The organism is Pseudomonas gingeri, assembly GCF_013386165.1.
GTDB classification, from domain to species: domain Bacteria; phylum Pseudomonadota; class Gammaproteobacteria; order Pseudomonadales; family Pseudomonadaceae; genus Aquipseudomonas; species Aquipseudomonas gingeri_C.
The window spans coordinates 188,821-207,653 of the sequence record NZ_JACAOS010000003.1 but is presented as its reverse complement, the minus strand read 5'-3'; the positions used below and the strand labels follow the sequence as shown (position 1 = coordinate 207,653).

The following is an 18,833-nucleotide window of genomic DNA, read 5'->3' as shown; positions in this document are numbered from 1 at the left end:
ACAATTGGAGACACACCATGAGTGTGATCATCGCCCTCGCGGCGCTGGCATTGCTGATGCTGGCTGCCTACCGCGGCTACAGCGTTATCCTGTTTGCCCCCATCGCCGCCCTCGGCGCCGTCTTGCTCACCGACCCCTCCGCCGTCGCCCCCGCCTTCACCGGGGTGTTCATGGAAAAAATGGTCGGTTTCGTCAAACTCTACTTCCCGGTCTTCCTGCTCGGCGCCGTGTTCGGCAAGCTGATCGAGCTCTCCGGCTTCTCACGCTCGATTGTCGCCGCCGCCATCCGCCTGTTCGGCACCCGCCAGGCGATGCTGGTGATCGTGCTGGTCTGCGCCCTGCTCACCTACGGCGGCGTCTCGCTGTTCGTGGTGGTGTTCGCGGTCTACCCCTTTGCCGCCGAGATGTTTCGCCAGAGCAATATCCCCAAACGTCTGATGCCGGCAACCATCGCCCTCGGCGCGTTCTCCTTCACCATGGACGCCCTGCCTGGCACACCGCAGATCCAGAACATCATTCCCAGCACCTTCTTCAACACCACCGCCTGGGCTGCGCCCTGGCTGGGTCTGATAGGCACGCTCTTCGTGTTCTGCGCCGGCATGCTGTTCCTGCAACGCCAACGCAATCGAGCCCAGCGCGCCGGCGAAGGCTACGGCACGGAGTTGCGCAACGAACCGGAAACCGCCGAGGACATCCGCCTGCCCAACCCCTGGATCGCCCTCTCGCCGCTGTTGCTGGTGGGTATCATGAACCTGCTGTTCACCCGGTGGATTCCGCTCTGGTACGGCAAGACCCACACCCTCAGCCTGCCGGGCATGGCCACGCCGGTACAGACCGATATCGCCAAGCTCACCGCCATCTGGGCAGTACAGGCCGCGTTGCTGGTGGGCATCGTCGTGGTGTTGATCTTTGGCTTCCGGACCCTTCGCGGCAAGCTGGCCGAAGGCAGCAAGAGCGCGGTGGGCGGTGCCCTGCTGGCGGCGATGAACACCGCCTCGGAATACGGCTTCGGCGCAGTCATCGCCTCGTTGCCGGGGTTCCTGGTGCTGGCCGACTGGCTCAAGAGCATTCCCAATCCGCTGGTCAACGAAGCCGTCACCGTCACCCTGCTGGCGGGGATCACCGGATCTGCTTCGGGCGGCATGAGTATCGCCCTGGCGGCGATGTCCGACAGTTTCATCAGTGCCGCCCATGCCGCGAATATTCCGCTGGAAGTCCTGCACCGGGTCGCGGCCATGGCCAGCGGCGGCATGGATACCCTGCCCCACAACGGCGCGGTGATTACCCTGCTGGCCGTCACCGGACTGACCCACCGAGAAGCCTACAAGGATATTTTCTGCATTACCCTGATCAAGACCCTGGCGGTCTTCGTGGTGATCGCCACCTTCTATGCCACCGGCATCGTGTGAGGAATCGACAATGAGTCTGAAAGGTAAAACCGCCCTGGTCACCGGCTCCACCAGCGGCATCGGCCTGGGCATCGCTTTGGGCCTGGCGCGGGCCGGCGCCAATGTGCTGCTCAATGGCTTCGGCGACGCCGCCGCGGTGATCGCCGAAGTCCAGCAGTTTGGCGGTCGGGTCGGCCATCATCCGGCCGATGTCAGCGACCCGGCGCAGATCGCCGAGATGTTCGCCTACGCCGAGCGCGAGTTCGGCGGGGTGGATATCCTCGTCAACAACGCCGGTATCCAGCATGTCGCCACGGTGGAAGAGTTCCCGGTGGAGCGTTGGGATGCGATTATCGCCATCAACCTGTCGTCGGTGTTCCACAGCACGCGCCTGGCGCTGCCGGGGATGCGCGCCAGGGGCTGGGGGCGGATCGTCAATATCGCTTCGGTACATGGCCAGGTCGGTTCCGTGGGCAAGTCGGCCTATGTCGCGGCCAAGCACGGGGTGATCGGCCTGACCAAGGTGGTGGGTCTGGAAACCGCCACCAGCAACGTCACCTGCAATGCCATCTGCCCGGGTTGGGTGCTCACCCCTCTGGTGCAGAAACAGATCGACGACCGTGCCGCCGGCGGGGTCGATCCGCAACAGGCGCAACACGATCTGCTGGCGGAGAAACAACCGTCGCTGGAGTTCGTCACCCCGGCGCACCTGGGCGAACTGGTGCTGTTCCTGTGCAGCGAGGCCGGCAGCCAGGTCCGCGGCGCGGCGTGGAATATCGATGGCGGCTGGTTGGCACAATAGTTGATTGCCTGACCCGACAACAAAACCCTGTAGGAGCGAGCTTGCTCGCGATGGGCGTCAACGATAACGCGGGGCATCTGATGCCCAGCGGTGCCTGATCTACCATCGCGAGCAAGCTCGCTCCTACAGGAGGTGTGGACCGTCACAACGCGTGTGTGCAAGCAAAGATCGGTTAGCAGAACCATAAGGGAAAGACCATGGCCGAAGTCCTCTGGCGCCCCGGCGCCGAGCGTGTCAGCAAGACCCGGATCGAAGCCTTCCGGCGCTTCGTCAATCATCGCCACGACCTGCAACTGGGCGACTACCCCGCCCTGCACCGCTTCAGCATCGACCGGCGGGAGGACTTCTGGCTGGCCATCGTCGATTTCTTCGACGTCGAATTCCACAGCCCGGCCAGCGCGGTCCTGCACGAAGGCCCGCAGATGCCCAGCGCCGAGTGGTTCCCGGGCGCCACCCTGAACTTCGCCGAACACCTGCTGCGCCGGCGCGACGAGCACCTGGCCGTGGTCGCCGTCAGCGAAGACGGACGCCGGGAAACCCTCACCCACGGCGAACTCGCCGCCCACGTCGCGGGCCTGCAAAAAAGCCTGCGGGCCGCCGGCGTCGGCCTTGGCGACCGGGTCGCGGCGTGTATGCCCAACACCTGGCAAACCCTGGTGGGCATGCTCGCCACCACCAGCCTCGGCGCCATCTGGTCCTGCTCCTCGCCGGACTTCGGGACCCAGGGCGTGATCGACCGCTTTGGCCAGATCGAACCCAAGGTCCTGATCGCCTGCGCCGGTTATCGCTACGCCGGCAAACTGATCGACCAGACCGCCAAGCTCAACGAAATACTCGAACGCCTGCCAGACTTGCAGCAACTGCTGATCGTCCCCTACGCCCGTCCCGAAACTCGCGCCGAAGACTTCCGCAGCCAAGCCAAAGTGGCGTTGTGGAACGACTTCTACCAGGCCGGCGGCGATCCCGAATTCACCCCGGTGCCGTTCGCCCATCCGCTGTACATCCTTTATTCCAGTGGCACCACCGGAGTCCCCAAGTGCATCGTCCACAGCACCGGCGGGGTCTTGTTGCAGCACCTCAAGGAGCACGGTTTGCATGTCGACCTGGGACGCGATGACTGCCTGTTCTACTACACCACCTGCGGCTGGATGATGTGGAACTGGCTGGTCTCGGGCCTGGCGGTGGGCGCCACGCTGGTGCTCTACGACGGCTCGCCGTTTCACCCCGGCCCGCAACGTCTGCTGGACCTGATCGACGGCGAGGGCATCAACGCCTTCGGCACCAGCCCCAAGTACCTGGCGGCCCTGGAAGACGTCGGGCTCAGTCCGCGCCAGAGCCATCGGCTGGACAGCTTGAAAACCCTGCTGTGCACCGGCTCACCGCTGTCACTGCGCAGCTACGATTACGTCTACCGCCAGATCAAGGAAGAGCTTTGCCTGTCCTCCATGTCCGGCGGCACCGACATCGTTTCCTGCTTCGTCAGCGGCAACCCGGTATTGCCGGTGGTACGCGGGCGGATGCCATGCAAGAGCCTGGGCATGGCCGTGGAAGTCTGGGACGACAACGGTCAGCCGGTGCTCGAGGCCAAAGGCGAGTTGGTCTGCACCCGGCACTTCCCGGCGATACCGGTGGGGTTGTGGAACGACCCCTATGGCGAGAGGCTCAAGGCCGCCTATTTCAGCCAGTTCCCCGGGGTCTGGGCCCAGGGCGACTATGCCGAGGAATTCGCCGACGGCGGGATGGTGATCCACGGTCGCTCCGACGCCGTGCTCAACCCCGGTGGCGTGCGGATTGGTACCGCGGAAATCTATCGGCAGGTGGAAAAGGTCGAAGCGGTGCTGGAGAGCATCGCCATCGGTCAGCAATGGCAAAGCGATGTGCGGGTAGTGCTGTTCGTCCGTCTGCGCGACGGCGTCGAACTGGATGAGGCCCTGGAACAGCAGATTCGCCAGGTGATCCGCGCCAATACCACCCCTCGGCACGTGCCGGCGAAGATCCTCGCGGTCACGGATATCCCGCGCACCCTCAGCGGCAAGATCGTGGAGTTGGCAGTGCGCAACGTGGTGCACGGGCAGGCGGTAAAAAACACCGATGCCCTGGCCAATCCCGAGGCATTGGAACAGTTCAGGGACAGACCGCAGTTACGTGACTGAAGCCCTCTGTAGGAGCGAGCTTGCTCGCGATGGTCGTCAACGATAACGCTGGGCACCTGATACCCCGCGGTGCCTGGGCTACCATCGCGAGCAAGCTCGCTCCTACAGAAATGCTCACAGTGTTTGCAGCGAGATATTGCCGATCGTCGGTGCCGAGCCCGGATTGGGATCGCCCACCGGCACCAGCGTCACCGCGGGCGCATCGTTGAGCGTGCCGATCTTGAGCAGTTTCTGCATCTGCTCGCTGACCAGGAAGGCAACGTCCTTCGACCCGGCATGATGACCAGCATGCATCGCCTGGTTACCCACGCCGAACATGCTGATGGAGCCCACCCGGTACTCAGGATCCGGCGCGGCGCCTGTCGGCAGGCCCAGATACACGTCATAGCTGTTGCCCGGCTCGCTGCTGGCCGCGATCGCCTCGAACGACAAGGCATACTCGCGGATCGCCGGCTGAGCTTTCAACTGCAGCGCAAAGCTCCGGGGTGCCGGTTGCGTGGCGCTGGTACTGGCACCCAGCGCATGGGTCACCAGGGCCACCGTCGTCGCCTTGCCACTCAGGCTGATGGCATTGGCCGTGGCGGACGGCGCGGCCACCAGGCTTTGCGCCTGCAACTGGAATTGCTTCTGCGTCGTGGCGAACTGCAAGCTGGTCTTGGGTCGTTGCGGATACTCCGAATAGATGTAGGGGTACGGGCAAGTCGCCGTATCGAGCACCTGGCTGACCTTGGTGGTCACCGCCTTGCCGGCCTTGTCGGCAAACACCCAGGACTCACTGAGGAATTTGCTGTCGCTTGGATTTTTCCCACCGGCGCGGTTCCAACCGGCCCAGATGCGATCGATATTGGCGTGGTGAACCCAGAAAATCGGGTCATAGGCCGCCCATGGCACCGCGCCCATCCCCAGGCTGTTGCCCACGTCACCATGAAGACTGCCGTGCGGGTTGTTGTCGATGTTATTGCAGAAACCGAATATCCCGCTGTAGACCGACCATTTCATGCAAGACAGGTCGAGCGGCGAACCATTGTTGACCACCGGCTTGCCGGCATTCGAATTGGGATTGCGGTCCGGGCGATAGAGCACACCAAACAGCGGATCATCCTTGAGCAGGAACTGCTTGGGCATCACGCTGTAATTGTTGCCGGCGGCACTGTACGGCCCGGTGTAATCCCAGAACGGCAGGGTAAATTTCGGCTCCCCTGAGACCTCGCGAATGATCTGCTCGAAATACAGGACATACATCCGGTGCCAGGGTAAGAAGGCGTCGTTGTTGCCGCTGGAATGGGGCTCACAGGTCCACCACATGGACTGGGCCAGCGCTTTCTGAGGGCTGCTGCCACTGCCGAAGACATCGGTGATGGTCTGTGCCTTCGGATACTTGGAGGGCATTGCGTGGGTATACCACTGAAAGGTCCAGGACAGCGGATCGGTAGTGGGCTTGGCCATCATTTTCTTCACGGCGGCGGCGTAGATCCTCAACATCTTGTCGCCTTCCGCGGAGAGCACGTTATAACGCACCAGCGCCTGGGTCGAACTTGCCCAGGCTTTCTGCATCAAGCCCAGCGGCAACATCGCCATCCCACCGCCCAACGCACCCGCTTGCAGCAACTTCCTTCGACTGATAGTCATACTTCACTCCTTGACCGTACGAATTGATTTCCTAAATCAACAACAAAGTCAGATTAGCAGTGAGTGAAGATTCCTCAATGAAAGTGGGAACTTTTACATCAGTGCGGTGTCTCGACGATCGACACCGCCTCGATCCTCGGCTGGCGGCCTTGCTCGCCGATGGCCACCGGGATCAGTGTCAGGGTCGGCTGAGCCGCCAACCGTCCAGCTTTGCGCAGGCGCTCAAGGGCTTCGTCGAGCAGGAAAGCTACCTCCTTGGGGCGTCGGGTATCGAAGTGGTCGGGGGCGCCATAGAAACTCACATCGCCGAGATACCCCGGGTCCGCGGCATCGGGTTGCACGCTCGGCGGCAGATTCAGGTAAAGCTGGTAACCGGCAGCCGGGGCTTCGCGCGCCCAAATCCCAGACAGCGCCAGCGCCAATGGCCGCGGCCCTTTCCAGGCGGACAAGCCGCCCTTCCCCGCACTGTCACTGGAACGCAACGCCACCTCGGTCCGCGCCGCGCCCAACTCGACAGGCTGTTGCGCACGATAGAGGACGTTTTCCGCCCAACTGTTGGAAGACAGCAATAACAGCACTCCGGCCAGTGCCCTGAATCGCCACATGGTTCGTTCTCCGCCACCGACCCCTTTTCACTATGGCACCAGCCCGACGTCAGCGGGACATTACAGCCCAACGGTCATCCCCGATAACGCACCACCACCGCCCTGAAACTGCCGAACAGTGAATGGCCGGCCACCAGGATTCGACCATCGTTTTGCACAGCCAGGGCGGTGACGGTATCCAGACTGTGGCCCAGGCTTGTGCGCACCCAACCGCGCCCGCCGGCGAAGTCCAGATCCAGTTGCCCGTCGGCCAGATAACGCGCCAGCACAAAGTCCGAGCCAAAGCCCATTACCGTCGAGCCCGCCACCAGAATCGAACCGTCGGGCTGGACCAGGAGATCGGCCCAAAGGCTGGCCGGGGTGTCGAGGTCGAGCAGGACCGCATCGGCATCATTAAAACCGAAGTCCGTACCGCCATGGACACTGAACCCCTGCAAGGCCCCGCGCATGGGGCTGAAACGGTTGCCGACACAGAGCAGTCGCCCATCGTTACCAGCGGCCAGTTTCGTCACCTGGGAACTGGACCCGGCAAAGCCGAACGAGAGAAACCCCAGGTCGCCAAAGCCATGATCAAGACGCCCGTCGGCCTCATAGCGCACCATCAAGCCCAACTGGGGGAAGTTCACCGAACCGCCCACCAGAATCTTGCCGTCGGCCTGGACCCGGACGCAGCTCAGCCAGGAGTTCATCAACAAATGCCGCACCACCACAAAGCCACGCCCGTTGAACGTCGGGTCCAGGGTGCCGTCGGGCTGAAGGCGGATCAACAGCCCGACATAGTCGGCGAAGGTGTAGGTGTGATTGGCGATCAGCAGGATCTTGCCGTCCTCCTGCACCGCTCCCGCGCAGGCCTCAACGCCCGGCAAGCCCGGTGGCAACCAACCGTCCCGCGGGCCCTCGGCAAGGCCGCCGGGCAGGCGCAGCACCTTGACGCCCCGGTCGCCAAAACTCGGGTCCAGGCGTCCATTGGCATCAAAACGTGCCACGCCCGGCAAGGTATGCCCTTCGTCCAGGTAGTGCAGGCCAAATAGCAGGATGCGTCCGTCGGCGAGCAACTGCACGCTGCTGGCCATGGCCTCGACACCGACCTGGAAGCCGCCGCAGACAAAACCTCCGTCACCGAAGGAAGCATCCGGCGCACCGTCGTCATGCAGTCGCGCCAGACCAAAACGGCAGCCGTCGGCAAAGCCCACCTTCAGCGCCACCAGGACCTTGCCATCGGCACAGGCCACCACGTCATTGGCCTGGCTCGACAGGCAACCGGGGAACTGCAACCTGGCCGCACCCGACTGCCCAAACGTCGAATCCGCTTCGCCCGCCGGGCCAAGTCGATAGCCTCGCAGTTCCTCCAGCATCATGAACCGGTCCTCCCTGGGATTGACGCCCTGCCATGCCGGCAGGCAGGGCTGCCGGGTATTCAATCCCTCATCCCCGCATCCCACAACTGTCAGAAATGACAGTTCTACGGTTTTTCCGAGCCAGAACACTGACTTTACGGTCCTTTTCCATTCTTCCAGGCATTCGAAGCATTTTCAGGGCGAGAGATCGCTCAGGCGGCAGCCTGTTGCGCGCGGCGTGCCGACAACGTCACGGCGCGCACCGAAGCCCCCGCCTCCAGCCCCAGCTCCTTGGCGGTCCGTGCCTCGACCACCAGGGTTCCGGCGGCAACCCGGGCCGGCGCGGCGGCAATCCGGCACTCGGCAAACTGGCGGTTGTGGATCAGGTAAGGCTCGGCCTGCTCGCCGGGCGTACCGATGCTCAGCAACAGCACTTGGCTGTCACGCACGGCGCGAATCTCATCGGTGGCACACTCGATCAGCGGGCCAGCGTCAAAGATGTCGACATAGTCCTTGAAGCCGAACCCTTCGGACTTGAGCATGCCCAGCGCCGGCTCGGTATTGGGATGGACCCGGCCGATCACCGCCTGCGCGGCTTTCGGCAACAGGCAGGTGGGCAGTGGGAACTTGGGCATCAGTTCGGCGATAAAGGTCTTGTTGCCCTGGCCGGTGAGGAAATCGGCATCGGCGAAATCCATCTTGAAGAAGTGTCGCCCCAGACCTTCCCAAAAGGGTGAGATGCCCTGCTCATCGGAGTAGCCGCGCATCTCGGCGATCACCTTGTCGCCAAAACATTCGCGGAATTCGGCGAGGAACAGAAAGCGCGCCTTGGACAACAACCGGCCGTTCAGGCCCTCACGATGCTTGGCGCCGAGAAACAATGAGCAAAGCTCGGAATGACCGGTCATGTCGTTGCCCAGGAACAGGGTCGGCAGATGCCGGTTGATCGACAGGTTTTTCGACGCTGCGACCAACAAGCCGACCCGGTAGTTGTACCAGGGCTCGCGCAGGCCGACGGCGCCGGCCAGGGCACAGATGCCCACGACGTCGCCTTCGCCGGCCTCAAGGACAAATAGGTAGTCGGCATCGCCCCGCTCGGCGACACCGGCAAAGGTCTTTTGCGCCCATTCCAGGCGATGTTGCAGGCGCTGCGGGTCGGCGGGCAACGTGGTCAGGCCGGCACCGGCGCTTTGTGCCAGGGACAGCAGGGCCGGAAGGTCGGACAGGCGAGCAGGACGCACAATCATCGGGCGCACTCCACGGCGATGGGGTGTTTGGGCAGGAACACTTCGGCCAACATGCAGCGGGCACTGCCGCCGCCAATCCGTTCGATGGTGTCGATGTTCACGGGCAAGGGCGTGGCATGGCGTTCGACTTGTCGTCGCTGCCCGGCATCGAGCGCCGCCCAGGCCGTGCGCGACATGACCAGCAGCGGCTCGCCCCGACGGTTGTGCACTTCCAGCATATTGCCGGCGAAAGACTCCAACTGATTCCAGTCCAGGGCGAGGATTTCCTTGCCGCTGGACTCCAGGCGCTGACGCAGGCCGTCGCGCTCGGAGGCGTCGCTGATGGCTTGCAGGCAGGCCACGGCCAGGCGCCGGCCGACGCTCATCATCACGTTGGTGTGGTAAATCGGCACGCCGGCCCGGTCCACGGCATTGAACCCGCAAAGCTCGTAGCCGAGGTGATCGAGCACCGGCTGCAAGGCGGCGACGTGGGTGCGGGTGGAATAGCCGGCGTAGCAGACCCGTTGTTCTCGATCGAACACCATGCTGCCGGTGCCTTCGAGAAACCGGCCTTGGGCTTCCAGGCCGGAAAAGTCCAGGCATTGCAGCACCTGGTGCTGCTCACGTAGCCAATCGAGCACGCCCTTGTTGCGCTCCAGGCGGCGGTTGTGTCCCTGCATCGGATAGATCACCAGGGTGCCGTCGGGGTGGCTGCTCCAGCAGTTGTTGGGAAAGATCGAATCCGGGGTGTGCGGCAAGGCGCGATCGTGGTGCACCAGGACCTCGATGTCATGGGCGCGCAAGGCCGCGACATACTGGTCGAACTCCTCGAGGGCCTGCTGCTGGACATTTTCGCCGCCCAGGGCCTGCTGCTGAAAACGGTTGTTGGCGGCAGTGTCGGGATTGAAGGCGAAGCTCGCCGGACGAACCATCAAAACGGTGTGGGTGGTTTGCATGGAGACGAATTCAATGAGGAGTTGAGGTGCTCATTGTCTGTTCGAGGCGCAGAAAAACCCGGTTGATAAGCAGGCGGTGAAGGCTGGAAACGGCTGAAGGATTTGCCTGGTGCAGCAGAATCGGCGAGGTCGGAATATCGCATACATCGGCCTTGTAGAGGCCGGCTTTCGCCGGCAACCGCGGTTACTCCATCGAGGTCTTGACCATGGCCAGTTCGGGATGGCTGACCAACTTGTCGATATGCAACTCCGGGTCTTCCAGCCAGGTTTCCGTCAGGACCCGGTAATGCTCCATGTCGCGACAACGCATGCGCAGGCTGTAGTCGAACGCGCCACTGATCAAGCGACACTCCAGCACCTGGGGACAGGCCCGGGTCTTGGCCTCGAAGGCCTTCTGCGCGGCTCGCCCGCTCTGGTTCGACAAGGCCACCAACACCAGCAGCGACAAGCCCGACGAGAGTTTTTTCTCATCGATAATCGCCCCGTAACCGCGGATCACACCCAACTGCTCCAACTTGCGCACCCGTTCCAGGCAAGGCCGGGGGGTCAGGTGCACACGCTCGGAGAGCTTCTGGTAGGTGATACGCCCATCGTGGCGCAGCACCTCGATAATTGCCTGGTCGATGCGATCCAGGACGATCGACAGGTCACGAATATCCGCCATAAATGGCTTGCCTCACTTCAAACGGCCAGAAAGAAACTGTTGCAGACGCTCGCTTTGCGGATCGTCGAGCATCCGGGCATCGCCCTGCTCTTCGACCCGGCCTTGATGGAGGAACAACACCTGGCTGGAAACCTGCCGGGCAAAACCCATCTCGTGCGTAACCATGAGCATTGTACGACCTTCCTCGGCCAGCGCCTGAATCACTTTCAAGACCTCGCCCACCAGTTCCGGATCGAGCGCCGAGGTCGGTTCATCGAACAACAGGATCTGCGGCTCCATGGCCAGGGCCCGGGCGATCGCCACCCGCTGCTGCTGGCCGCCGGAGAGAAATGCCGGATGCTGACCGGCCACCCGCTGGGGCAAGCCGACCTTGTCGAGATAGGCCCGTGCCCGCTCCTCGGCGTCCTTGCGCGCCACGCCCAGCACCCGGCACGGCGCCAGGACAATGTTCTCCAGCACCGTCAGGTGGCTCCACAGGTTGAAGTGCTGGAACACCATGGCCAGGCGCGTGCGCAGGCGTTGCAACTGCGCCGGGCTGGTGACCTTCATGCCGCCCGGCGCCGGGTGGGTGGCGATCAGTTCGCCGTCCAGCTCAATGCGGCCTTCGTCGGCACGTTCGAGGAAATTGATGCAGCGCAGCATGGTGCTTTTGCCCGACCCGCTGGCGCCGATCATGCTCACCACATCGCCGGAGCGGGCCTGGAGCGAGACGCCCTTGAGGACTTCGTTATCGCCGAAGCGCTTGTAGAGGTTTGCGATATTCAATTTGTACATGGGGTACTCCCGGGCCTAGCCCCTGGAAGAAATGGGAAATTCAGTGCGCAGGGCCCAGGAAGTTCAGCCAGCGCCGTTCCGCCAGCCGGAACACGCCCACCAGGCCGAAGGACAGCCCCAGGTAGAGCAACCCGGCAATCCCGAAGGCCTGGAAGGTCATGAAGGTGGCGGAGTTGGCATCCCGGGCGACCTTGAGGATGTCGGGAATGGTCGCGGTGAAAGCCACTGATGTGGCATGCAACATCAGGATCACTTCGTTGCTGTAATACGGTAGCGCCCGACGCAAGGCCGACGGCAGGATCAAGCGCACCGACAGTCGCCAGCCGCTCAGGCCATAAGCATGGGCCGCCTCGATTTCACCGTAGGGAATGCTGCGAATCGCCCCGGCGAAAATCTCCACGGTGTAGGCACAGGTGTTGAGCACGAACGCCAGCAAGGTGCAGTTCATCGCATCGCGGAAAAACGCTTCCAGCAACGGCTGCTCACGGACCACCGCCATGCCGTAGATCCCGCTGTAGCAGATCAACAGCTGGATATAGAGCGGCGTGCCGCGAAAAACATAGGTGAAGAGCTGCACCGGCCAGCGCAACAGCGGGTTGCGCGACACCCGCAGCAACGCCAGCGGCAGCGACAGGACAAATCCCATGGCGATGCTCGCGCACAACAACCAGAGGGTCATGGCCAGGCCCGTCAGGCCCTCGCCATCCGTGAACAGGAAGGGTTGCCAGTATTCCCGGAACAATTCGATCATCGCGCCGACTCCCGCACACCCAGGTTGAAACGCCGCTCCAGGCAACGCAGCACGTAGTTCGAGGCGCTGGTGATCAGCAGGTAGAGCAGCGCCGCCAGCACCAGAAAGTACATCATGTTGAAGGTGCTTTTACCGGCGTCCTGGGCGACCTTGACCAGGTCGGCAAGGCCGATGATCGACACCAGCGCCGTGGCCTTGAGCAACACCAGCCAGTTATTGCCCAGGCTCGGCAAGGCGAAGCGCATCATCTGCGGGAAGACCACATGACGAAAGCGCTGCCAGGCCGTCAGCCCATAGGCACTGGCAGCCTCGGTCTGGCCTGGGGGAATGCTCAGGATCGCACCGCGAAAGGTCTCGGTGAAATACGCCCCATAGATGAAGCCCAGGGTCACGACGCCCGCCACAAAGGGATCGATTTCCATATAGGGCCAGTCCATGGCCTCGGTCAGGTGGCTGACCCAACCTTGCAGGCTGTAGAAAATCAGCAGCATCAGCACCAGGTCAGGAATCCCGCGAATCAGCGTGGTGTAGAGGGTCGCCGGCAGGTTCAGCAGCCGCAGCGGCGAAAGCCTGGCCGTGGCGCCGAGCAAGCCCAGGGCCATGCTCACCAGCAGCGACAGCGCCGAGAGTTTGCCGGTGACCCACACCCCGTGCAGCAATAGCGGGCCATAGCCTTGCAGGCCGGAAGCGTCCAGGCCCAAGAGTTCAAGAAAGGTCGTCACATCGATCACCCGTCTTCCATCGCCACGACCCGACACCGCACGGCCGGAAACCGTACGGGGGTCATGGTCGCTGGGATCAGTTGTTGTAGAGGTCCAGGTCGCCGAAGTATTTCTTCTGCAGTTGGGCGTAGATGCCCTTCTCGTGCAGCGCCTTGATCGCGCCGTTGAGCATGCCCTTGAGCTCGTCATTGCCTTGGCGTACACCGATGGCAATGTCCGTCGGGATCATCGGATCGCTGATCCCCACGCTGTTCTGGAAGGCCGCGCCCTGGGGCGATTTGAGGAAGCTCATCTCGGCTTGCAGCTTGTCCTGGATCGAGCCGTCAAGACGGCCGTAGACCAGATCGGCATAAACCTGGTCCTGGTTCTGGTAGGCGCGGATCTTCACCCTGTTCGGGCCCAGGCGCGCCTTGGCGTAGGCTTCCTGGATGGTCCCCTGCATATAGCCGATGGTCTTGCCCTTCAGGGATTCGGCGGTCGGTTGCAGCCCCGAATCCTTGCGGGTGACGATGGCGGTCGGACCGGCGTAGAGCCGATCGGTGAAGTCGATCTGCTTCTTGCGCGGCTCGGTGACGGTCATCGACGACTCGATGGCGTCGAACTTGCCGGCCTTGAGTGCCGGGATCAGACCATCGAAATCATTGCTGACCCAGACGCACTTGAGCTTCAGCTCCGCGCAGATGGCGTTGCCCAGGTCGACGCCGAAGCCCTGCACGCCACCGTCGGCGGTGCTCGATTCAAACGGCGGGTAAGACGGATTGGTGCCAAAGCGCAGCTCTTTCCATTCCTTGGCGCTTGCGCCTCCACAGCACAGTGCCAATGCCAGCACAGGTAAGGTCAGCCATGTATGAGTCATCTTCAGAGTCCCGGAATTATTTGGAGTTATCGAGTGCGGGCAAAGACCCGACACACTTTTCGACAGGGGCAGAGAAAGGGGGCGGCCAATGCCGCGCTATCGTTCTTGTTGTTATTGATGAGCCCGGACCCGCAGGGATCGAGGCTCTTCCTCCTGCGGCCGTTCGACGAACGTCGCCGCAAGGTGGCCAGAATGCCAACTCGAGGCACGGTGCGGGTGTCGTAAGACCGCGCCGAAACAGCCGGAAAAAGCCCGCGACGAGTCGGTCACAGCCGATCCTGTCGCGACGTGCCGCGCAGGCTCGGCGTTATTCGCGTTGGAGCCCAGGCACGGCTAAGGTCTAGGGACGGCGTATACGCACGGAATCGGTCCAGGCAAAAATGCAGACTCGACCTGCGATTATTCTGGTTGTACACGGCAAATTTGCACTGTTACGATCGGGCATCGTTCGCCCGCCGAACACACCAAAAAAGACAATAAAAGCAGGGAGTTAGTAATGACTGCTAGGGTTTCATCCTCCGCCACCCAGGACCTCGACACCACGGCTGCCGAGGTCCTGGCCGACGTGCGCAACCATATCGGTCACCTGACCCTCAACCGCCCCGCCGGCCTCAACGCCCTCACCCTCGACATGATCCGCGCCCTGCATCAGCAGCTCGACGCCTGGGCCCATGATCCGGAAGTGAACGCGGTGGTCTTGCGCGGCGCCGGTGAGCGGGCCTTCTGCGCCGGCGGCGATATCCGCTCGCTGCATGACAGCTACACCAGCGGTGGGTGCCTGCACGAAGAGTTCTTCGTCGAGGAATACGCCCTCGACCTGGCGATCCACAATTACCGCAAACCGGTGTTGGCGCTGATGGACGGTTTTGTCCTCGGCGGCGGCATGGGCCTGGTGCAAGGCGCCGACCTGCGGGTGGTCACCGAACGCAGCCGGCTGGCCATGCCGGAAGTTGCCATCGGCTATTTCCCGGATGTCGGCGGCAGTCACTTCCTGCCGCGCATTCCCGGCGAGCTGGGGATCTACCTGGGGGTCGCCGGCGTGCAGATCCGCGCCGCCGACGCGCTCTACTGCGGCCTGGCCGACTGGTACCTGACCAGCAACAAACTGACCCAGCTGGACGAACGCCTCGACCACCTGCAATGGCATGAAACACCCCTCAAGGACCTCCAGGGCCTGCTGGCGAAACTCGCCGTGCAAACCTTGCCGGATGCGCCGCTGGACGTACTGCGCCCGGCCATCGACCACTTCTTCGCCTTGCCGGATGTCCCCAGCATGGTCGAACAGCTGCGCGAAGTGACCGTCGCAGACAGCCATGAATGGGCCCGGGAAACCGCCGACTTGTTGGAAACCCGCTCGCCCCTGGCCATGGCCGTGACCCTGGAAATGCTCCGCCGTGGTCGTCATCTGTCGCTGGAAGACTGCTTCGCCCTGGAACTGCACCTGGATCGCCAGTGGTTCGAGCGCGGCGACCTGATGGAGGGCGTGCGTGCCCTGTTGATCGACAAGGACAAGAACCCCCGCTGGAACCCACCGACCCTGCGCGAACTCGATGCCGAGCATGTCGCCAGCTTTTTCCATGGCTTCGACGCGAGCGGGAACTGAACCATGCACGATATCGAACTGAGCGAAGAACAAGTGATGATCCGCGACATGGCCCGGGATTTCGCCCGCGGCGAGATCGCGCCCCATGCCCAGGCCTGGGAAAAGGCCGGCTGGATCGACGACGGCCTGGTCGCCAAGATGGGTGAGCTGGGTCTGCTGGGCATGGTGGTCCCCGAGGAATGGGGCGGCACCTATGTCGACTACGTGGCCTACGCCCTGGCCGTGGAAGAGATTTCCGCCGGTGACGGCGCCACCGGCGCGCTGATGAGCATTCACAACTCGGTCGGCTGCGGGCCGGTCCTCAACTACGGCAGCCAGGCCCAGAAAGAGACCTGGCTGGAACGGCTCGCCACGGGCCAGGCCATCGGCTGCTTCTGCCTCACCGAACCCCAGGCTGGCTCCGAAGCCCACAACCTGCGGACCCGCGCCGAACTGAAGGATGGCGAATGGATCATCAATGGCGCCAAGCAGTTCGTCAGCAACGGCAAGCGCGCCGAACTGGCGATTGTCTTTGCCGTCACCGATCCCGATCTGGGCAAGAAAGGCCTCTCGGCGTTTCTGGTGCCGACCAATACGCCGGGCTTTATTGTCGACCGTACCGAACACAAGATGGGCATCCGGGCCTCCGACACCTGTGCGGTGACCCTCAACCAATGCCGCGTGCCGGAAGCCAACCTGCTGGGCGAACGCGGCAAGGGCTTGGCGATTGCCCTGTCGAACCTGGAAGGCGGTCGTATCGGTATCGCCGCCCAGGCCCTGGGTATCGCCCGGGCCGCGTTCGAGGCGGCGCTGGCCTATGCCCGTGAGCGGGTGCAGTTCGACAAGCCGATCATCGAGCACCAGAGCATCGCCAACCTGCTGGCCGACATGCACACCCGGATCAATGCCACACGCCTGCTGATCCTCCATGCGGCGCGCCTGCGCAGTGCCGGGCAGCCGTGCTTGTCGGAGGCTTCACAGGCCAAGCTGTTCGCCTCGGAAATGGCCGAAAAGGTCTGCTCCTCGGCCATGCAGATTCATGGTGGTTATGGGTATCTGGAAGATTATCCGGTGGAGCGCTATTACCGGGATGCGCGGATCACGCAGATCTATGAAGGCTCGAGCGAGATTCAGCGGATGCTGATTGCGCGGGAATTGAAGCATTATCTGGTCTGACATCAAAAGCTCCGCTCCCACCCCAGGGTTTCGGTTGAACCACGCTCTGTGATCCAACCGATACCTTGTTGCACGGTTCTATGCCTTGACCATCGCCTGGCACTCCACCTCCACCCGCGCGTCCATCAGTAGCTTGCCGGCCTGAAAGGTGGTCCGTGCCGGTCGACTGCCGGCCTTGAAGTGCTGCATATACACCTCGTTCATCGCGGCAAAATCCTTGATATCGGCGAGAATCACCGTGCACCTTGCAACGTTTTCCATGGATGAGCCATTGCGCTCCAGCGTCCCGCGTATCCGCTTCAAGGCCTGCTCCATCTCCGCCCGGATACCACCGCGCACCAGCTTGTCGGCATCATCGCTGCCCAACACGCCCGACAGGTACAACCACTGGCCGGCACGAACAACCTCAGAAAAAGGCAGGCCGGGTTGCTCACCCAAAAATTGCAGCTCGGGGCGTACCCTGGCCACAGACACCCCAGGCAAGTAACGGGAAACAATCGCCGCATACTGGCCCGAATCCTTGAGTGACTGTAGCGCCCGGTTCAGCGCGTCACGCAGTTCCCGGTCCGGCTGACGCACACCCATGGCAATCGCACTGCCCAGGCGCTCATCGATTACCACCGGCCCGGCAAACTCGAAATCCTTGCCCTGGGCTACTTTCAGAAAAATTTCAGCGATTTCCAGGGTGTCCTGCAACGTGGCATCGATTTCACCCGCCAGCAAGCCGCGGACCAGCTCATCGTTCAAGGCATAACTACGAATAGCCACACCCTGCTGCCCCCATTGGGCTTTTGCGTAAGCCTCGCGGTTGGTCCCCTTCAACACCCCGACCTGCTTGCCCTTGAGCGACGTGGCATCCGGCAGCAAACCACTGCCCTTGCGCGCCACCAGGCGGCTGCTCAAGGTGTAGAGCGGATCGGTAAAATCGATTGTCCCACGGCGCTCGGGCGTCGGGGTCATGGGCATGATCGCATCGAACTTGCCGGCTTCGAGCGCCGGAATCATCCCGGCATAATCCTGGTCGACCCAGACACAGCGGCGCTTGAGCTCGGCACAGAGGGCATTGCCCAGTTCGATATTCAAACCGACCAACTCGCCTTGGGCATTGCGGCTTTCGAACGGCGGGACCAGGGCTTCGACACCGAAGCGGATTTCAGCCTTCGGGGTTTCGGTAGCCACGCATAGGGTAGAGGCGCTCAACAAGGCGATACCGCAAACACCCGCCCTGCAGAAAACAGGTAGCCATTTGGCAAAAAAATCCATTGCGACGTCCTTCAATAGAGAGGTCCAAGGGTGTCGATGACACCCGCCTTGAGCAAACAAGTGATCTTTCTATTGAAGGCTGTAGCGCCTCAATTGGACCTATCCGCAAAGCCTGTGGGATAGGTCTTGTTTTGGCCTCACTCCCCGGCACTGTGGAGGTGAGACTTGCCCACCTTACTGATCCTTGAACTGCGCCTCACGCTTGGCGATAAACGCCGCCATGCCTTCCTTCTGATCCTGGGTCGCAAACGCCGCATGGAACACCCGGCGCTCGAAACGCACGCCTTCCGACAGGCTGACTTCAAACGCACGGTTGACGCTTTCCTTGACCATCATGCTGATCGGCACGGACTTGCTGGCAATCAGAGCCGCCACCTTCAGCGCCTCCTCAAGCAGGTCATCAGCCGGAACGATCCGCGCCACGATCCCGCAACGCTCGGCTTCCACGGCATCGATAAAACGTCCGGTCAGGCACATCTCCATGGCCTTGGCCTTGCCCACCGCACGGGTCAGGCGTTGGGTACCGCCCATGCCCGGCAACACGCCGAGGTTGATTTCCGGCTGGCCGAATTTGGCGTTGTCGCCGGCCAGGATAAAGTCGCACATCAGCGCCAGCTCACAGCCGCCGCCCAGGGCAAAACCGGATACCGCAGCGATAATCGGCTTGCGCCGGTTGGCTACCCGGTCACTGTCGCTGAACAGGTCGTCGAGGTAGATCTGCGGGTAGGTCAGCTCGGCCATTTCCTTGATATCGGCCCCCGCCGCAAAGGCTTTTTTCGAGCCGGTCAGGACGATGCAGCCAATGTTCGGATTGGCTTCCAGCGCATCCAGTGCCTGGTTCAGTTCACTGACGATCTGCGCGTTCAGGGCGTTGAGCGCCTGGGGGCGGTTCAGGGTAATCAGGCCGACACGGTCCTTGATGTCCAGCAGAATGGTTTCATAACTCATC

At 62.5% G+C, this 18,833-nt stretch carries 17 protein-coding genes; 5 read left to right on the top strand and 12 right to left on the bottom strand.

Translation table 11 applies throughout. From position 1 onward, the window contains the following. Nucleotides 1-17: 17 nt before the first annotated feature. From HX866_RS05485 to HX866_RS05475, 3 genes are all read left to right on the top strand, one after another. Nucleotides 18-1,409, top strand: a complete 1,392-nt coding sequence (locus HX866_RS05485; RefSeq protein WP_177091648.1) for a GntP family permease — start codon at nt 18-20, stop codon at nt 1,407-1,409. Nucleotides 1,410-1,419: 10 nt separating this feature from the next. Then, nucleotides 1,420-2,190, top strand: coding sequence for a 3-hydroxybutyrate dehydrogenase (hbdH, locus tag HX866_RS05480; protein WP_177138418.1), 771 nt, complete (start codon nt 1,420-1,422; stop codon nt 2,188-2,190). Nucleotides 2,191-2,387: 197 nt separating this feature from the next. Beyond that, nucleotides 2,388-4,343, top strand: coding sequence for an acetoacetate--CoA ligase (locus HX866_RS05475; RefSeq protein ID WP_177138417.1), 1,956 nt, complete (start codon nt 2,388-2,390; stop codon nt 4,341-4,343). Between the two features lie 114 nt (nt 4,344-4,457). Here HX866_RS05475 and HX866_RS05470 read toward each other — a convergent pair whose 3' ends face one another. From HX866_RS05470 to HX866_RS05425, 10 genes are all read right to left on the bottom strand, one after another. Beyond that, a complete protein-coding gene (locus tag HX866_RS05470) occupies nt 4,458-5,972 on the bottom strand; it encodes a tyrosinase family protein (RefSeq protein ID WP_177138416.1) in 1,515 nt (504 codons plus the stop codon). 98 nt (nt 5,973-6,070) lie between these two features. Next, complete coding sequence (locus tag HX866_RS05465) at nt 6,071-6,577, bottom strand: hypothetical protein (RefSeq protein WP_177138415.1); 507 nt, start codon at nt 6,575-6,577, stop codon at nt 6,071-6,073. A 74-nt stretch (nt 6,578-6,651) separates the two neighbouring features. Further along, nucleotides 6,652-7,935 (bottom strand): hypothetical protein, encoded by a 1,284-nt coding sequence (locus HX866_RS05460; RefSeq protein ID WP_177138414.1) that lies wholly within the window; start codon nt 7,933-7,935, stop codon nt 6,652-6,654. Nucleotides 7,936-8,126: 191 nt separating this feature from the next. Continuing rightward, entirely contained in the window at nt 8,127-9,161 is a 1,035-nt protein-coding gene (gene astA, locus HX866_RS05455) for an arginine N-succinyltransferase (protein ID WP_177138413.1), read from the bottom strand. Continuing rightward, nucleotides 9,158-10,096, bottom strand: a complete 939-nt coding sequence (ctlX, locus tag HX866_RS05450; RefSeq protein ID WP_177100858.1) for a citrulline utilization hydrolase CtlX — start codon at nt 10,094-10,096, stop codon at nt 9,158-9,160. Before ctlX ends, astA begins: the two co-directional genes overlap by 4 nt. Before the next feature lie 184 nt (nt 10,097-10,280). Beyond that, the gene (locus HX866_RS05445; protein ID WP_177091640.1) at nt 10,281-10,760 is read right to left on the bottom strand and encodes an Lrp/AsnC family transcriptional regulator; all 480 of its coding nucleotides are present in this window, start codon (nt 10,758-10,760) and stop codon (nt 10,281-10,283) included. A gap of 12 nt (nt 10,761-10,772) precedes the next feature. Continuing rightward, nucleotides 10,773-11,534 (bottom strand): ABC transporter ATP-binding protein, encoded by a 762-nt coding sequence (locus HX866_RS05440; RefSeq protein ID WP_177138412.1) that lies wholly within the window; start codon nt 11,532-11,534, stop codon nt 10,773-10,775. A gap of 40 nt (nt 11,535-11,574) precedes the next feature. Then, nucleotides 11,575-12,285: an ABC transporter permease gene (locus tag HX866_RS05435; RefSeq protein ID WP_177091638.1), complete on the bottom strand. Its 711-nt coding sequence runs from the start codon at nt 12,283-12,285 to the stop codon at nt 11,575-11,577. After that, nucleotides 12,282-13,007 carry an ABC transporter permease gene (locus HX866_RS05430; RefSeq protein ID WP_177092114.1) on the bottom strand — a complete coding sequence of 242 codons (726 nt, stop codon included), beginning with the start codon at nt 13,005-13,007 and terminating at the stop codon, nt 12,282-12,284. The genes HX866_RS05435 and HX866_RS05430 overlap by 4 nt, the downstream gene beginning before the upstream one ends. 76 nt (nt 13,008-13,083) lie before the next feature. Continuing rightward, on the bottom strand, nt 13,084-13,863 hold the full coding sequence (locus HX866_RS05425; RefSeq protein ID WP_177091637.1) for a transporter substrate-binding domain-containing protein: 780 nt from the start codon (nt 13,861-13,863) through the stop codon (nt 13,084-13,086). Nucleotides 13,864-14,359: 496 nt separating this feature from the next. On the opposite strand from HX866_RS05425, the gene HX866_RS05420 reads away from it, so the two are divergent. Both HX866_RS05420 and HX866_RS05415 read left to right on the top strand, forming a co-directional pair. After that, nucleotides 14,360-15,466 carry an enoyl-CoA hydratase/isomerase family protein gene (locus HX866_RS05420; RefSeq protein ID WP_177138405.1) on the top strand — a complete coding sequence of 369 codons (1,107 nt, stop codon included), beginning with the start codon at nt 14,360-14,362 and terminating at the stop codon, nt 15,464-15,466. A gap of 3 nt (nt 15,467-15,469) precedes the next feature. After that, nucleotides 15,470-16,621 carry an acyl-CoA dehydrogenase family protein gene (locus HX866_RS05415; protein ID WP_177138403.1) on the top strand — a complete coding sequence of 384 codons (1,152 nt, stop codon included), beginning with the start codon at nt 15,470-15,472 and terminating at the stop codon, nt 16,619-16,621. 78 nt (nt 16,622-16,699) lie between these two features. Here the strand turns inward: HX866_RS05415 and HX866_RS05410 are convergent, their stop codons facing one another. Both HX866_RS05410 and HX866_RS05405 read right to left on the bottom strand, forming a co-directional pair. Next, nucleotides 16,700-17,884 carry a transporter substrate-binding domain-containing protein gene (locus HX866_RS05410; protein WP_177138401.1) on the bottom strand — a complete coding sequence of 395 codons (1,185 nt, stop codon included), beginning with the start codon at nt 17,882-17,884 and terminating at the stop codon, nt 16,700-16,702. Nucleotides 17,885-18,058: 174 nt separating this feature from the next. Then, nucleotides 18,059-18,832 carry an enoyl-CoA hydratase gene (locus tag HX866_RS05405; protein WP_177138399.1) on the bottom strand — a complete coding sequence of 258 codons (774 nt, stop codon included), beginning with the start codon at nt 18,830-18,832 and terminating at the stop codon, nt 18,059-18,061. Between the last annotated feature and the right edge of the window lies 1 nt (nt 18,833).

What these genes read in the sequence shown, in the direction of transcription:
- HX866_RS05485 (WP_177091648.1), top strand. Translation starts at nt 18, where the DNA reads ATGAGTGTGATCATCGCCCTCGCGGCGCTGGCATTGCTGATGCTGGCT.
- hbdH (WP_177138418.1), top strand. Translation starts at nt 1,420, where the DNA reads ATGAGTCTGAAAGGTAAAACCGCCCTGGTCACCGGCTCCACCAGCGGC.
- HX866_RS05475 (WP_177138417.1), top strand. Translation starts at nt 2,388, where the DNA reads ATGGCCGAAGTCCTCTGGCGCCCCGGCGCCGAGCGTGTCAGCAAGACC.
- HX866_RS05470 (WP_177138416.1), bottom strand. Translation starts at nt 5,972, where the DNA reads ATGACTATCAGTCGAAGGAAGTTGCTGCAAGCGGGTGCGTTGGGCGGT.
- HX866_RS05465 (WP_177138415.1), bottom strand. Translation starts at nt 6,577, where the DNA reads ATGTGGCGATTCAGGGCACTGGCCGGAGTGCTGTTATTGCTGTCTTCC.
- HX866_RS05460 (WP_177138414.1), bottom strand. Translation starts at nt 7,935, where the DNA reads ATGATGCTGGAGGAACTGCGAGGCTATCGACTTGGCCCGGCGGGCGAA.
- astA (WP_177138413.1), bottom strand. Translation starts at nt 9,161, where the DNA reads ATGATTGTGCGTCCTGCTCGCCTGTCCGACCTTCCGGCCCTGCTGTCC.
- ctlX (WP_177100858.1), bottom strand. Translation starts at nt 10,096, where the DNA reads ATGCAAACCACCCACACCGTTTTGATGGTTCGTCCGGCGAGCTTCGCC.
- HX866_RS05445 (WP_177091640.1), bottom strand. Translation starts at nt 10,760, where the DNA reads ATGGCGGATATTCGTGACCTGTCGATCGTCCTGGATCGCATCGACCAG.
- HX866_RS05440 (WP_177138412.1), bottom strand. Translation starts at nt 11,534, where the DNA reads ATGTACAAATTGAATATCGCAAACCTCTACAAGCGCTTCGGCGATAAC.
- HX866_RS05435 (WP_177091638.1), bottom strand. Translation starts at nt 12,285, where the DNA reads ATGATCGAATTGTTCCGGGAATACTGGCAACCCTTCCTGTTCACGGAT.
- HX866_RS05425 (WP_177091637.1), bottom strand. Translation starts at nt 13,863, where the DNA reads ATGACTCATACATGGCTGACCTTACCTGTGCTGGCATTGGCACTGTGC.
- HX866_RS05420 (WP_177138405.1), top strand. Translation starts at nt 14,360, where the DNA reads ATGACTGCTAGGGTTTCATCCTCCGCCACCCAGGACCTCGACACCACG.
- HX866_RS05415 (WP_177138403.1), top strand. Translation starts at nt 15,470, where the DNA reads ATGCACGATATCGAACTGAGCGAAGAACAAGTGATGATCCGCGACATG.
- HX866_RS05410 (WP_177138401.1), bottom strand. Translation starts at nt 17,884, where the DNA reads ATGGATTTTTTTGCCAAATGGCTACCTGTTTTCTGCAGGGCGGGTGTT.
- HX866_RS05405 (WP_177138399.1), bottom strand. Translation starts at nt 18,832, where the DNA reads ATGAGTTATGAAACCATTCTGCTGGACATCAAGGACCGTGTCGGCCTG.